Genomic DNA, 14,020 nt, shown 5'->3' on the forward strand with positions numbered 1-14,020 from the left:
TCTACACAATGGCATTTGAAATCAGAAGGCTATTTCCGGGCGATGACGCCCTTGTGATGCGGGTTGCCGACGAGGTTTTCGATGAGCCGGTCAGGCCGGATCGACTCTCTGCCTATCTCGCGGCGCCCGGCCATTTCATGATCGTGGCCCTCGCCGACGGCGTCGTTATCGGCCAATGCGCCGCGATCGTCCACCGGCACCCGGACAAGGTGAGCGAACTCTACATAGACGAGGTCGGCGTGGCGCCGGCCTTTCAACGCCAGGGCATTGCGACGAGGATGCTCGACGCCATGTTCGCACTCGGTCGCGAGCATGGTTGTGAGGAGGCCTGGGTCGGCACCGAGCCGGACAATGTTGCTGCTCGCGCACTTTACGAGTCGCGAAAGGTGCCGCATGGGCCGGCGGAGGATTTTGTGATGTATGTTTATCGATTATAGACGCGGCGGGACGGACCCTTTTAACGATGGCTGGACAGGTGTGAAGGAGCGCTGCAGATCAGCCTGCTGGGCATCGGGCTCCTAGCCCTAAGCCTGCCGCGCCTCTGTCGATGATCCCCGCGCCTTCTGCCTTTCCGCCCAATCCTCCAGCCAGTCGTGGCTCTGCATCTCGATCAGCCGCGATGCGGTGCGCTCGAACTCGAAGACCTCGTTGCCGCGCTTGGCCGTATAGAGCTGCGGCGGCGGTGCTGCGGCGCTCATCACCAGCCGCACATGATGATCGTAGAGCGTATCGGCCAGCAGGATGAAGCGCTTGGCTTCGTTGCGCTTGCCTTCGCCGAGCACCGGCACATGGTCGATGAAGATGGTCGAGAAACGGCCGGCGATGGCAAGATAGTCACGGGCGCCGAGCGGCCTCTCGCAGAGATCAGCGAAGGAAAACCGCGCCGCCTCGCCGGCAGCACGCGGCACTACGACATGCCGGCCCTTCACCATCAGCATCGTCTCGGCCGTCGGCCTGCCATGCGTCATCACCGCCCAGGCGTCGTCGAGCGCATGGTCGGCGGCGGCATCGGCCGGGGTGACGTAGACCGGCATGCGGCTGAGCTTGTCGAGGCGGTAATCCTTGTCGGCGTCCAGCGCCAGCACCTGCGCGTGGCGCTCCAAGATAGCAACAAACGGCAAGAACAACTGACGGTTCAGGCCGTCACGGTAGAGCTCCTGCGGCGCGACATTGGAAGTGGCGACCAGCACCACGCCATTGGCAAACAACGCCGAAAACAACCTGGACAGGATCATCGCATCGGCGATGTCGGTGACCGAAAACTCGTCGAAGCACAGCACCCAGGCTTCCTCGGCCAGCGCGCGCGCCACCGGTGGGATCGGATCGTCCTCCTTGGCCGTGCCGTTCTTGCGAGCCTGCCGGTGCTTCTGGATGCGATCCTGCACGTCGGCCATGAAATCGTTGAAATGCACGCGGCGCTTGCGCCGCACCGGCAGCAGCTCGAAGAACATATCCATCAGCATGGTTTTGCCGCGGCCGACGCCGCCATGGATGTAGAGGCCCTTGACTGCCTCGTGCACTTCGCGCTTGCGGGCGAACAGCCACCCAAGTGCGCTTGATTTATGCGCCAGCCGCTTTGCCGATATTTCGTCGATCAGCCGGTCGAGCGCAGCGGCGATCCGCTCCTGCGCCGGGTCGCGCCCGATGGCGCCCGTCTCGACCAGATGGTCGTAGCGCTGCTTGACGGTCGCATGGGTCTGGAGGCCGTCACGCAGATGCATCGGTCACGTCGTTCTGCAGCAATTCCAGGAAAGTGTATAACGGTTTTCCGTCCGGAATTGCGTAACAATAGGGGCGGTTCGATTACCTTGTAAGCGAGATCGGCAGGCCGTTGGAAGTCTGGCCGTCGAATTTCTCGCCGCCCGAGGAATACAGCCGTGCCAGCGTGCCGCCGTTCTCGTCAAAGAGCGTCAGCTGTTTGCCGGCGACGTTCCAGGATTTGATGCCGTCGAGCGGCGCCGGGCAATGCAGCGGTCCGGCGCGATAGCCCGAGCCGAATTTGGTCTGCGGCGTCGCCACCTGACAGCTCTGGCCGGACACGCTTGCCTTCCACACGCCGGCGACGCTGGAGGCGGTCAGGTCGGCCGCGCCGGCCGGCGCCGTCCCGTCGGGCGGCAACGAGGCGACCTGGGTGTTCTGCGGCGCGGTTGGAAATTTCGACGGATCGGCCGGGCCGGGTGTCGCCGGGGGCGGCAGCTGGTTTGCAGTCACCTTGCCGGCGGGCGCAGCTTCCAGCGGCGCCGGCTGCTGCTCGTCCATTGATGAGAACCGCGAGGTTGAACAGCCGCTCGCAACGAGCGCGGCCAGCGATACGGCCAGCAGGCCGGTTTTCGAAAATCTCATTCTTCAACCTCCGTCGGATCCGGCTGGGGGGTGCCGTCCGCGCAATGTCCCTCTCACCAAGATGGAGAAGGTGGCGAAATTTCAACCCGATATGGTTAAAATACGGTTTGCGCCGCTAATGTTGCAAATTTATCGCAAAATGCACATTGCCTGGCTGATACCTCCGGGTCGGTGCGATACGGCGCGCCGGCTCCAAATCCTTGACGTTCACCTCAAATGCTTGCGCCAGCTGGCTCCGGCATTATCTCTTGGCAATCAGCAAACTGCAGGGAGCCGATTTCTTGGCCGCGAGAAAGAGAGCCGCCAACCGCTATTACAGCGGCCCGCCCAGCGATCATTTCGACGGCACCTTGTTCTTCAATCCCGACGGCCGGCCGCCGGGTCGCTTTGCCGATCTGTTGAAATGGCAATTGAGCGGCGAGCGCTCGAAATGGCCGGCGGCGAATCCGAGTCCGTTTCCACCGGCAAGACCGGTCGAGCGGATCGATGGTGCAGCGCTCCGCCTCACCATGGTCGGCCATTCCTCGCTGCTCGTCCAGACAGCCGGCCTGAACATCCTTACCGATCCGGTCTGGTCGCGGCGTGTCTCGCCAATCTCGTTCGCCGGGCCGAAACGCGTCAATCCGCCGGGCATCGCCTTTTCCCATCTGCCGCCGATCGACCTCGTGCTGATCAGCCACAACCATTACGACCATCTCGACCTCGCCACGCTGAAGCGCCTGAAGGCAAGGCACGACCCGCTGCTGCTGACGCCGCTCGGCAACGACGCCATCATCGGCGCTGCCGTTCCCGGTATGCGGCTTTCCGCGCATGACTGGGGCGATCGGGTCGATATCGGCAATGGGGTTGCCGTCTATGTCGAGCCGGTGCACCACTGGTCGGCCCGCGGCACCCGCGACCGGCGCATGGCGCTGTGGGCGGGTTTCGTCGTCGAAACGCCAAGTGCAAAGATCTATTTTGCCGGCGATACCGGCTTCCACGGCGGTATCAACTACCGGCTGATGGCTGAAAAGCATGGCGGCTTCCGCCTCGCCATCCTGCCGATCGGCGCCTACAAGCCGCGCTGGTTCATGGCGCCGCATCACCAGGATCCGGAGGAGGCGGTGCAAGGCATGCTTTTGTGCAACGCTGCCTATTCCACCGGCTGCCACTGGGGCACGTTCCGACTCACCAACGAGCCAATCGACGAGCCGGCCAGAAAGCTCGGCGAAGCGCTTGGAGCCGCCGGTCTGCCGCGGGATCGTTTCCGTGCCTTGCAGCCGGGCGAAGTCTGGGACGTGCCGGCGGTTTAGCGCGGCGACCGGCCTGACGGCGAAGGCGGCTGCAAAGCTTCCATATGCCTGGCTATATGGGCGGCGTCGCGGCCCACATATGAAAGAAGGCCGGAGCCGAAGGTATGCATCCAATGAAGGCCAAGAAAGTACAGGCCGGGAAAGGCTGTCACGCCACGCTGTTGAATAGGTGCGTTGCGCGAATCGAAAATTGGTAAATCGATCCAGTTATAGTCGAAGCGATATCCCGTTCCCCAGATGACCGAGCCGACGTTCTCACCGGAGATATCCACTGACCGGGCGCCGCCAACTTCCGCCAGGATTGGCGTTGCTGAGCGTTCATTGCCATCGCTGATGTGGTCCGCGACTTCAGGTTTCTCTGCCAGCGCCTCTGCCGCGGAGACAAAATCGTCATAGGACCTATCGGCTTCAGCCAATATCTGCGAGGCATCCCCGGCCACCAACAGTTTTCCATCGGCGCATCCGAGTACACGTCCCAGCACCACTCCACCATCGCGTGCAAAACGGCGGACGTTCATATCGTAACCGCCGTTGACACCGGTTACGACGGTCGAGGGGGGATACCGCCGCTCCGGGAAACTATCGATAGTGATCTCGAAACGTCCCATTTTGTCGAACCACCACAAGACATCCTGGCCGCGATAGCGCCGCGGCACCCGACGATGCGGACTGACCGAAAGATAGACATCGCGCCCGGATTGCTGGAGTTCATCCGCAATCTGGCTACCGGATGCACCACTGCCCACCACCAGCACCACTCCGGGGGGAAGCTCGTCGGGGTTGCGGTACCTCGAAGCGTGAACCTGGTAAACGGATCGAGGCAAATCCTTGGCCGCCGCCGGTACCATCGAACGCTGGAAAGGGCCCCTCGCCACAACGACATTGCGGGCCGTCATGCTGCCGGCGTTTGTCTCCAACGCATAATCGCCGGTATCCCTGTGTCGGAGCTTCGTGACCTCCACACCCTCGCGAACCGGAGCTGCAATTTTTGCCGCATAGTGCTCGATGAACCGCGTGATGGCGGTGTGGTGGGCGAATCCTTCCGGTTCAGGGTCCTGATAAGAAACCCCAGGAAGCTCTATTGCCTGGTTGATGAATTGAAACCGAAGCGAATCCCAACGCTCAGTCCGCCAGCGTCCGGCAATACGCGCGCGTTCCAACACGACATGCTCACGTTCATGTTGGTGAAGATAGTAACTCATGGCGAGCCCCGCCTGGCCGCCACCAATAATGATCGTGTCCCAACGCTCAGTCATTGGAAAACTCTATCGCCGGCCCGCCAAACACGTCGTCAGCTTACGGTCTCGGTGCGGTGAAGATCTTGGGTAAGACGAAAAAAGGGATCCAAGATTGCTTAGCAGCGAAATATCCATTCCCGGACGTCAAATCGACACAACGGTAGCGTTCATTCAACACTATGACAACATTGCATCCGTAGCTGCATATCACAGCCGGGTCCTCGACCCGCCCAGCCACCGCAGGGAACCCAAGCCCTCGCAGAAGCGTTTGTAGGTGTTCAAACCTGCCGGCTGCGAGGTGTCTCTCATGATCAGGTGGATCATCATTCTTTTGATTATCGCGGCCGCGGCAAGCCTGCTCGGCATGCCGGCACTGGCTGGAGCCGCCGCAACCGGCGCCCGCATCCTCATCGGCATCGTGCTGATCATCTTCCTGCTGATCGTGCTTGGCGTATTCGCGGTGACCTGAAAAGCATGCCGCACTGGTAATTTCGGCCGGTATCCGCCATATAGGCGCCAAATCGGCAAGAGACCTTTCGATCCATGGCAAGCGCGGCCCCTTTCGCCAAGATGAACGGTATCGGCAACGAAATCATCGTTGCCGATATGCGTGGCCGTGCCGATCGCGTAACGCCTGCGGCAGCCGTCGCGCTTAATGCCGACGCCGCGACCAGGTTCGACCAGATCATGGCGATCCACGATCCCAGGACGCCGGGCACCGCCTTTTTCATCGACATCTTGAATTCCGACGGAACCAGTGCGCAAGCCTGCGGCAACGGCATGCGCTGTGTCGTCCAGGCGCTCGCCGCCGAGACCGGCCAGAAGACATTTGCCTTTGAAACAGTCGCCGGCATCCTCAATGCCGAGGAACATGCCGACGGAATGATCTCGGTCGACATGGGCAAGCCGCGCTTTGGCTGGCGGGACATCCCGCTGGCCGAGGAGTTTCGCGACACCCGCATGATCGAACTGCAGATCGGCCCGATCGATGCGCCGGTACTGCATTCGCCGTCGGTCGTCTCGATGGGCAATCCGCACGCCATCTTCTGGGTCGACCGCGACGTCTGGTCCTATGAACTCGAGCGCTTCGGCCCGCTGCTCGAAAACCACCCGATCTTCCCTGAGCGCGCCAACATCACCATCGCGCAAGTGACTTCGCCGGAGACCATGGCCATCCGCACCTGGGAGCGCGGCGCCGGCCTGACCAAGGCCTGCGGCTCGGCTGCTTGCGCCGCCGTGGTCGCCGCGGCCCGCACCCGGCGCACCGGCCGCAGCGTCACGCTGATGACGCCCGGCGGCGGCTCGCTGCACGTCCTGTGGCGCGACGACGACCACGTCATCCTGACCGGTGCCGCCGAATGGGAATTTTCCGGCAGCTTCGATCCGTCGACCGGGGCGTGGGCGCGCGACACCGAAAGCGCCGCCTGATGGCTCCTCGTGGCAACAGGGGTATCGACGTCGTCACCTTCGGCTGCCGGCTGAACACCTATGAATCCGAGGTGATGCGGCGTGAAGCCGAAAGTGCGGGCCTCGGCGGGCTCGAAGGCGGCGCTATCATCTTCAACACCTGCGCCGTCACCGGCGAGGCGGTGCGCCAGGCCAAGCAGTCGATCAGAAAAGCCCGCCGTGAGAACCCGGCCGCCCGCATCATCGTCACCGGCTGCGCCGCGCAGACCGGCCCGCAGGATTTCGTCGCCATGGACGAGGTCGATCTCGTCCTCGGCAATGAGGAGAAGCTGAAGGCGCATTCATATCGCGCGCTGCCGGATTTCGGCGTCAACGACACCGAAAAGGCGCGCGTCAACGATATCTTTTCGGTGCGCGAAACGGCCACCCACATGGTCGACGCCATCGAGGGCCGGGCGCGCGCTTTTGTCCAGGTGCAGAACGGCTGCGACCACCGCTGCACCTTCTGCATCATTCCCTACGGTCGCGGAAATTCGCGCTCGGTCCCGATGGGCGCCGTGGTTGAGCAGGTCAAGCGACTCGCCGGCAATGGTTATGCCGAGATCGTGCTGACGGGCGTCGACATGACCAGTTTTGGCGCCGATCTGCCGGGCGCACCGAAGCTCGGCAAATTGGTCAAGACCATCCTGAAGCAGGTGCCAGACGTGAAACGCCTGCGGCTTTCTTCCATCGATTCGATCGAGGCCGGCGACGATCTGCTGGACGCCATCGCCACCGAGCCGAGGCTGATGCCGCATCTGCACCTGTCGCTGCAATCGGGTGACGACATGATCCTGAAGCGGATGAAGCGCCGGCACAGCCGCGACCAGTCGATCCGCTTTTGCGAGGATGTGCGCAAACTGCGCCCCGGCATCGTTTTCGGCGCCGACATCATCGCCGGCTTCCCGACGGAGACGGATGCCATGTTCGAAAACTCGCTGGAGATCGTCGAGGAATGCGGCCTGACGCATCTCCATGTCTTCCCGTTTTCGCCGCGCCAGGGCACGCCCGCCGCGCGCATGCCGCAGCTTCGCCGCGAAATGGTCAAGCAGCGCGCCGCACGGTTGCGCGCCGCCGGCGAGGTCGCCTACCGCCGTCACCTTTCCTCGCTCGCTGGCACACGCCAGTCGATCCTGGTCGAGCGCGATGGGCTCGGCCGCACCGAAGGGTTTACGCTGGCCGTGTTGTCAGCCGGGGCGCCGGGCGACATCGTCGAGGCTGATATCGCCGGCAATGACGGTATCAGACTGATCGCCGCGCCGCTTGCCGCCCGCGCCGCCTGAGAGCGCAAGACATGGCCGGGTTTTTCAAGAAGATATTTTCGTTCGGCAAGAAGGAAGTTGTCGAGGAGCGGCCCGACGAGACCGCACCGCTGCCGCCGATCAAATGGGACGAACTGGAGGCGCTGAAGCCGGCGGCCGAGCAGGCCGTCCCGGAGTTTTTGAAACGCGAAGAGTCGCGGCCCGAGGCAGACACTGCGCCTCCGCCGTCTGTCGAGACGGAAGCGCCGCCCGCGCCGCAGCCACCGCTCGAACCCGCACCAACCATTCCGCCCGAGCCAGAGATCCAGCCGGAGTCGGAAACGCCTGCTGAGGAGCCGGAAGAAATCCCGGCCGAGCTTGTTATTCCCGAGCCGGAGCAGCCGGAGATTGTCCAGACTGAGCCTCGGTCATCGGAAGCTGGCGCTGCCCCTCATCCGCCTGCCGGCACCTTCTCCCCGTATGGTGACGGGGAGAAGGGGGCTGATCGGCAGGCCGAGCCTCCTTTTGAAAGCGATGAAGAAGAAGCTGCAACGCTGACGTCCCCCTCTCTCCGTCCTTCACGGGGGTCCGAAGGACCGGCGAGACAAGCGGCTCGCCCCGGAACGGGAAAGGGTGAGGGGCAGCGCGAACCTCTGCAAGATACCGCACCGCCCGCCGAGAGCCCCTCCGCAGCGCCCGAAGCGCCGCCGGCCGAAATCCCGCCTCCGCTCCGCCAGCCCGCCCCGGTCGAAACGAAACCGGTCTTGACCGAGATTGCGCCCGAACCAGAGGCCATTCCGCAACCATCGCCGGAGCCAAAACCTGCCCCCGGCAAGGTGACCGTAACCAAGAAGGTCGAGCAGAAGGCCGAGCCGCAAAGAGCGCCCGAACCGGCGCCGAGGCGCTCCTGGTTCCAGCGCATGCGAGACGGGCTTGCCCGCTCTTCCAGGGAGTTGTCCGGCAACATCGCCGGCGTCTTCACCAAGCGCAAGCTCGACGAGGACACGCTGCAGGACCTGGAGGATGTGCTGATCCGCGCCGATCTCGGCATGGAGACGGCTTTGCGCGTTACCGACGCGCTCTCCGCCAGCCGCTACGGCAAGGATGTCTCCGAGACGGAAGTCCGCGCCATCATGGCGGCGGAGGTGGAGAAGGTGCTGACCCATGTCGCCATGCCGCTGGAACTCGACCTCAGCCACAAGCCGCATGTCATCCTGGTCGTCGGCGTCAACGGCACGGGGAAAACCACGACCATCGGCAAGCTCGCCGCAAAGCTGACCGATGGCGGCCTCTCGGTGATGCTCGCCGCCGGCGACACTTTCCGCGCCGCCGCGATCGAGCAGTTGAAGATCTGGGGCGAGCGCACCAACTCGCCGGTCATTGCCTCGAAGCTCGGCGCCGACGCCGCCGGCCTCGCTTACGACGCCTTCGAGCGGGCGAAGGAGGCCGGCTCCGACGTGCTGATCATCGACACCGCCGGGCGGCTGCAGAACAAGACCGAACTGATGGCGGAACTGGAAAAGATCGTCCGCGTGCTGGGCAAGCTCGATCCGGAAGCGCCGCACACCGTGCTGCAGACGGTCGATGCCACCACCGGCCAGAATGCGCTCAACCAGGTCGAGATCTTCCGCAATGTCGCCGGCGTCAACGGCCTGGTGATGACCAAGCTGGACGGCACGGCGCGCGGCGGTATTCTGGTGGCGATCGCGGCAAAGCACAAATTGCCGGTCTACTTCATCGGCGTCGGCGAACAGGTCGACGACCTCGAACCCTTTTCCGCAAGCGAGTTCGCCAGGGCGATCGCTGGCGTGGCTTGACGAGCATGATCCCGAAAAGTTGCAGACTTTTTGGATTGGATCGTGCGTAAGAAGGATCCCATGAACCCACCCATCCTCGAACGCGACCTGTCCGATCCGCGACGCAAGGCGTTGAACCCCGGCCTGAAATTCCTGCTCGAACTCGGGCCTGGTCTGGTGTTCTTTTTCACCACCATCCGCGGCGCGTGGCTTGTCGGGAAATTCCCGATCCTCAGCCATATCGGCGAGCCTATCCTGATTGCCACAGCGTTCTTTATGGTGGCGACGGCGCTGTCGCTCAGCGTTTCGTGGATTTTGACGCGCAGCTGGCCGATCATGCCGCTGGTCTCGGCCATCGTCGTGTTTGTGTTTGGTGCGCTGGCGCTGTGGCTGCAGGACAAGACCTTCGCTTTCATGAAGCCGACAATCATCAACAGCCTGTTCGGCATCACGCTGCTTGGCGGGTTGGCGTTTGGCAGATCGCTGTTGGGCTATGTCTTTGATTCCGCCTTCAATCTCGACGCCGAAGGCTGGCGCAAGCTCACTTTCCGATGGGGGCTTTTCTTCCTTTTTCTGGCTGTGCTGAACGAGGTCGTGTGGCGCAATTTTTCTGAGGAAACCTGGCTTTATTTCAAGGTCTGGGGCACGATTCCCATTACCCTTGTCTTCACGTTAAGCCAAATGCCATTGATCCTGCGCCACTCGCTCGAGGACAAGGCCGCCAAGGAAGAGAAAGCCGGCAAATAGAGCAATTCCAGGAAAAGTGTGTAGCGGTTTTCCGTCCGGAATTGCGTCAGAATAGGAGGAGAGGGGCATGGAATTCATCACCACGCGCGACGAGTTGAGGACGATCTACAAGACGCCTCGGCCGACCGACGGTTCGATCCGCAAGGAACTGAAGGCATTGGACGGCCACTGCCGTTCCTTCATCGGCAAGAGCCCCTTCGTGCTGATCGGCTCGTCCGACGGCGCCGGCAATGCCGACGTGACGCCGAAGGGCGACAGGCCGGGCTTCGTAACAGTGCTCGACGAGAAGACCATCGCCATCCCCGACCGGCCCGGCAACAACCGCCTCGACACGCTGGAGAACATCCTTCTCAATCCCTCGATCGGGCTGCTCTTCCTCATTCCCGGCATGAACGAAACGCTGCGTGTCAATGGCGATGCCCGCATCACGGTCGATGCGTCATTGCGTGAGCGGCTGGCGGTCGACGGCAAGGCACCGCAAAGCGTCGTCGTGGTGACGGTCAAGGCCGCCTACATGCATTGCGCCAAGGCCTTCATGCGCTCCGAATTGTGGAAGCCGGAGAGCTGGTACGACCGCGCGACGCTGCCGACGCTCGGCCAGATCCTGCGCGACCAGTTGGCGCTCGCCGATTCGGCCGAGGCGACCGACCGCTGGCTGGAAGAGGAATACAGAGAGACCATGTGGTAGTGTGCCCGGCGACGAATCGCTCAAGCCGGTTTCCATTCCTTTGCTCAGCATCCTCGCCATCTCCGGCAGCCTGCGCGCCGCCTCGACCAATTCGGCCCTGGTCGCGGCACTCGCGCAAAACGCGCCGCTGGACTGTCACGTCTCCGTCTACGATGGGCTTGCCCGGCTGCCGATTTTCAACCCCGACGACGAGGGCGAGCGGACGCCGCCGCAAGCAGCGGCGCTGATCGACGCGGTCACCGCCGCCGACGGCGTCATCGTCTCCTGCCCGGAATATGCCCATGGTGTGCCAGGCGGCCTGAAGAACGCGCTCGACTGGCTGGTGTCGCGCGATGCAGCCGTCGGCAAACCGGCCATGCTGGTACATGCCTCGCCGCGCTCGCTGTTTGCCCGCGCCGCACTGGCCGAGATCATGCGGACAATGTCTTTCGCGCTCTATGAGGAAGCAGCGCTCGAAATCGCGTTGCTCGGCAAGAAGCCGCCGGAGGTGGAGAAAATCCTGGCGGAACCGGCAAGTAGGCAGACAATGCGCGATGCCCTATCCGCCTTCGCGGAGTTCATCCGCTCGCGGTGAACGTCGGGCCGTGCTTTCGTCATCCTAGGGCGGAGCAAGGAGCGAAGCGACGCGGCGCAGACCCTAGGATCCATGCCGTGACATTCGTCGGAGATGCAGCGGTTCGGGAAGGCCGCCGGAGGCCTGACGTTGGACATTACACCGGCGCGCTGCACAACAGAACCGCACCGCTGTTCTACTGGTAGGTCACGGCATGGATCCCAGGGTCTCCGCGACGGAGCTTCGCTCCTGCTCCGCCCTGGGATGACGACGCTAGGGGCTGCGGCCAATCTGAGCCGGGAACTAGCCCTTCCGTCTCCGCGTCTCGACGTCGGTCTCGCCGACGAACCAGTCGCGTGCAGCGACTTCCTCGAACACCACCCAGACATCGTTGCTGGTCAGGCCGGTGGCGCCGGTGATGGCCGCCGTCACCTGGGCGGCGATCGCGGCCTTTTTTCCGGCCGGGTCGTCGGCAATCACCTCCTTGACCAGGCGGATGTTTACGAATAGCATGGTGCCCTCCCTTGGATATGCTTGGCGGCAGCTCAAAATGTCTTGGCGCCGTTGACCATGAGCCGGACCATGTAGAGCGAGGTCGTGCCGGCGATGTAGAGGCAGTTCAGCTTGTTGCCGCCGAACACGCAATTGGCGACTACTTCCGGTACCTTGACCTTGCCGATCAGCGTCCCGTCTGGATCGTAGCAATGGACCCCGTCGGCGGCACTGGTCCAGATGCGGCCGTCCGCATCCAGCCTGAAACCGTCGAACAGGCCGGCGGTGCAGTCGGCAAAGACCTTTTCGCCGGACACCGTCTTGCCGCCCTGGCCGACATTGAACACCCGGATGTGCGCCGGGTTTTGGGCGCCATGCGTGCGGCCGGTGTCGGCGACATAGAGCTTGCTCTCGTCGAGCGAGAAGGCGAGCCCGTTTGGCCTGACCATGTCGGTGATCACCGCCTCGGTCTCGCCGGTGCCGGGATCGACCCGGTAGACATGGCAGGCCCCGATCTCGCTTTCGGCCTTGTCGCCCTCGTAATCGGTATCGATGCCGTAGCTCGGATCGGTGAACCAGATCGAGCCGTCGGACTTGACCACCGCGTCATTGGGCGAGTTCAGCCGCTTGCCGCGCCATTTGTCGGTTATGGTGATGACCGAGCCGTCATGCTCGGTGCGGCTGACGCGGCGGCCGGAATGCTCGCAAGTAACCAGCCGTCCTTGCCGGTCGACGGTGTTGCCGTTGGAATTGCCGGATGGCTGACGGAACACGCTGACGCTGCCGTCGGTCTCGTCGTAGCGCAGCATGCGATTGTTCGGGATGTCGGACCAGACCACATAGCGCCCGGCCGCAAACCAGGCCGGCCCCTCCGCCCATCGGCAGCCGGTAAACAGCCTGTCCACCTGTGCGTTGCCGTTGAACAGCCGCGAAAAGCGCGGATCGAGAACTTCGTAGAATTCGCTGGCCATGGTTCCTCCCGGTATCAGTCGCTTGGCGAGCCGCGATCAAGCCAGCCTGCGATCGATATGGCAAGATCGATGATGCGTCAGAAGCAAGCGAATCCTGGGCCGGACGGCAGGTCACATCCCGTTAACCGGCTATGCGCCCAGCGCAATGGTGCATTGCAACATCTTATTTTTGCAACGCACCATAACTATGTCATGCTTCGTATCGATCAAGGGAGGAACAACTGGCCGCGAAATGCGGCGCAAAAGGAAACTCGCTATGATCATCGACAGCCTTATGAGCCGCGCTCGCGCCAGCATCGCCAAGCGCCGGCATTACAACCGCCTCGTCGCCGAAATCGACAGCTTCAGCAGCCGCGACCTCGCCGACATGCGCGCCGACCGCTCAGAAATGCTCTATCAGGTCCACAAGCAGATCTACGGCTGAGTCTTCGGTCGACCTATCACGATCGGCGGGCATCAGCCCGGTGCCGTCAGCGCCTTCTCGATCTCCGGCAGCAGCAGCGTCTGCGCCGAGTCCGGCGTCAGCGGCCCGACATGCTTGTAGGCGATCTTGCCATCCTTGCCGATAACGAAGGTCTCCGGCACGCCGTAGACACCCCAGTCGATCGCCGTGCGCCCAGCGTGGTCGACGCCGATCGCCTGGAACGGATTGCCGAGATCGCCAAGGAACCGACGAGCGTTTTCCGGCTGGTCCTTGTAGTTCAGCGCGGCCATGACGAAGCGTCTGTCCTGCGACAGCGCCAGCAGCACAGGATGCTCTTCCCGGCACGGCGCGCACCAGGACGCGAAGACGTTGACCAGTGTCACCTTGCCGGCGAACTGTTTTGAATCGAGGCCCGGCAAATTGGTGCCTTCGAGCGCCGGCAGATTGGTCTGCGGCGCCGGCAGGCCGATCAGTGCCGACGGCACTTCCGAAACGTCGCGCCCGGACAACAGCTGCGCCAGGAACAATCCCGCCAGCCCGAGAAAGACCAGCAGCGGCAGCAGCACGATCAGGCGGCGGCGCGCCGGAGTTTCCGTTTCCGTGCTCATGATTTTGCTGCCTTGTCGGAGCGCCGGCGCACGCCGGACGCCTCCAGCTCGGCGAGCTCTCGCTTGCGGCCGCGCTGGTCGAGCAGGATCCAGCCAACCAGCCCGGCCAGCACCACGGCCGTAATGGCATAGGCGGCGGTGACATAAAGGGCGTGCACGCTCATTTTCCCGATCCAAGGCT

At 63.1% G+C, this 14,020-nt stretch carries 17 protein-coding genes; 10 read left to right on the forward strand and 7 right to left on the reverse strand.

Annotated elements, in window-relative coordinates; all coding sequences use genetic code 11:
- Nucleotides 1-8 precede the first annotated feature (8 nt).
- Nucleotides 9-437, forward strand: coding sequence for a GNAT family N-acetyltransferase (locus tag NKH37_RS05045; RefSeq protein WP_352817272.1), 429 nt, complete (start codon nt 9-11; stop codon nt 435-437).
- An 87-nt stretch (nt 438-524) separates the two neighbouring features.
- On the opposite strand, the gene zapE is transcribed toward NKH37_RS05045, so the two are convergent.
- Complete coding sequence (gene zapE / locus NKH37_RS05050; protein ID WP_353004080.1) at nt 525-1,721, reverse strand: cell division protein ZapE; 1,197 nt, start codon at nt 1,719-1,721, stop codon at nt 525-527.
- A gap of 82 nt (nt 1,722-1,803) precedes the next feature.
- A complete protein-coding gene (locus NKH37_RS05055; protein WP_023723103.1) occupies nt 1,804-2,343 on the reverse strand; it encodes a protease inhibitor Inh/omp19 family protein in 540 nt (179 codons plus the stop codon).
- Between the two features lie 281 nt (nt 2,344-2,624).
- On the opposite strand from NKH37_RS05055, the gene NKH37_RS05060 reads away from it, so the two are divergent.
- Complete coding sequence (locus NKH37_RS05060) at nt 2,625-3,635, forward strand: MBL fold metallo-hydrolase (protein ID WP_353040830.1); 1,011 nt, start codon at nt 2,625-2,627, stop codon at nt 3,633-3,635.
- On the opposite strand, the gene NKH37_RS05065 is transcribed toward NKH37_RS05060, so the two are convergent.
- Nucleotides 3,632-4,891: a flavin-containing monooxygenase gene (locus NKH37_RS05065; protein WP_353004085.1), complete on the reverse strand. Its 1,260-nt coding sequence runs from the start codon at nt 4,889-4,891 to the stop codon at nt 3,632-3,634. The two genes, NKH37_RS05060 and NKH37_RS05065, sit on opposite strands and share 4 nt — an antisense overlap.
- A 289-nt stretch (nt 4,892-5,180) precedes the next feature.
- Between NKH37_RS05065 and NKH37_RS05070 the strand changes: the two genes are divergently transcribed.
- From NKH37_RS05070 to NKH37_RS05100, 7 genes are all read left to right on the forward strand, one after another.
- The gene (locus NKH37_RS05070) at nt 5,181-5,342 is read left to right on the forward strand and encodes a DUF1328 family protein (RefSeq protein WP_031195454.1); all 162 of its coding nucleotides are present in this window, start codon (nt 5,181-5,183) and stop codon (nt 5,340-5,342) included.
- A 74-nt stretch (nt 5,343-5,416) separates the two neighbouring features.
- Nucleotides 5,417-6,301, forward strand: coding sequence for a diaminopimelate epimerase (gene dapF, locus NKH37_RS05075; RefSeq protein ID WP_352588012.1), 885 nt, complete (start codon nt 5,417-5,419; stop codon nt 6,299-6,301).
- Nucleotides 6,301-7,602 (forward strand): tRNA (N(6)-L-threonylcarbamoyladenosine(37)-C(2))-methylthiotransferase MtaB, encoded by a 1,302-nt coding sequence (gene mtaB / locus NKH37_RS05080; protein WP_353004087.1) that lies wholly within the window; start codon nt 6,301-6,303, stop codon nt 7,600-7,602. Before dapF ends, mtaB begins: the two co-directional genes overlap by 1 nt.
- An 11-nt stretch (nt 7,603-7,613) precedes the next feature.
- Nucleotides 7,614-9,377, forward strand: coding sequence for a signal recognition particle-docking protein FtsY (gene ftsY, locus NKH37_RS05085; RefSeq protein WP_352588007.1), 1,764 nt, complete (start codon nt 7,614-7,616; stop codon nt 9,375-9,377).
- 60 nt (nt 9,378-9,437) lie between these two features.
- The gene (locus NKH37_RS05090) at nt 9,438-10,103 is read left to right on the forward strand and encodes a septation protein A (RefSeq protein ID WP_352817258.1); all 666 of its coding nucleotides are present in this window, start codon (nt 9,438-9,440) and stop codon (nt 10,101-10,103) included.
- Nucleotides 10,104-10,170: 67 nt separating this feature from the next.
- Nucleotides 10,171-10,791 (forward strand): pyridoxamine 5'-phosphate oxidase family protein, encoded by a 621-nt coding sequence (locus NKH37_RS05095; RefSeq protein ID WP_352494042.1) that lies wholly within the window; start codon nt 10,171-10,173, stop codon nt 10,789-10,791.
- Between the two features lie 40 nt (nt 10,792-10,831).
- Nucleotides 10,832-11,365: an NADPH-dependent FMN reductase gene (locus tag NKH37_RS05100; RefSeq protein ID WP_353004164.1), complete on the forward strand. Its 534-nt coding sequence runs from the start codon at nt 10,832-10,834 to the stop codon at nt 11,363-11,365.
- A 282-nt stretch (nt 11,366-11,647) separates the two neighbouring features.
- Here the strand turns inward: NKH37_RS05100 and NKH37_RS05105 are convergent, their stop codons facing one another.
- Nucleotides 11,648-11,857, reverse strand: a complete 210-nt coding sequence (locus NKH37_RS05105; RefSeq protein ID WP_353004090.1) for a tautomerase family protein — start codon at nt 11,855-11,857, stop codon at nt 11,648-11,650.
- A gap of 32 nt (nt 11,858-11,889) precedes the next feature.
- The gene (locus tag NKH37_RS05110; protein ID WP_352494040.1) at nt 11,890-12,807 is read right to left on the reverse strand and encodes an SMP-30/gluconolactonase/LRE family protein; all 918 of its coding nucleotides are present in this window, start codon (nt 12,805-12,807) and stop codon (nt 11,890-11,892) included.
- A gap of 256 nt (nt 12,808-13,063) precedes the next feature.
- On the opposite strand from NKH37_RS05110, the gene NKH37_RS05115 reads away from it, so the two are divergent.
- Nucleotides 13,064-13,231, forward strand: coding sequence for a hypothetical protein (locus NKH37_RS05115; protein WP_023721879.1), 168 nt, complete (start codon nt 13,064-13,066; stop codon nt 13,229-13,231).
- 32 nt (nt 13,232-13,263) lie between these two features.
- Here NKH37_RS05115 and NKH37_RS05120 read toward each other — a convergent pair whose 3' ends face one another.
- Nucleotides 13,264-13,839, reverse strand: a complete 576-nt coding sequence (locus tag NKH37_RS05120; RefSeq protein WP_353004093.1) for a DsbE family thiol:disulfide interchange protein — start codon at nt 13,837-13,839, stop codon at nt 13,264-13,266.
- Complete coding sequence (gene ccmD, locus NKH37_RS05125) at nt 13,836-14,003, reverse strand: heme exporter protein CcmD (RefSeq protein WP_352494038.1); 168 nt, start codon at nt 14,001-14,003, stop codon at nt 13,836-13,838. Before ccmD ends, NKH37_RS05120 begins: the two co-directional genes overlap by 4 nt.
- Nucleotides 14,004-14,020 lie beyond the last annotated feature (17 nt).

Source organism: Mesorhizobium sp. M1217 (assembly GCF_040318275.1).
Taxonomy (GTDB): domain Bacteria; phylum Pseudomonadota; class Alphaproteobacteria; order Rhizobiales; family Rhizobiaceae; genus Mesorhizobium.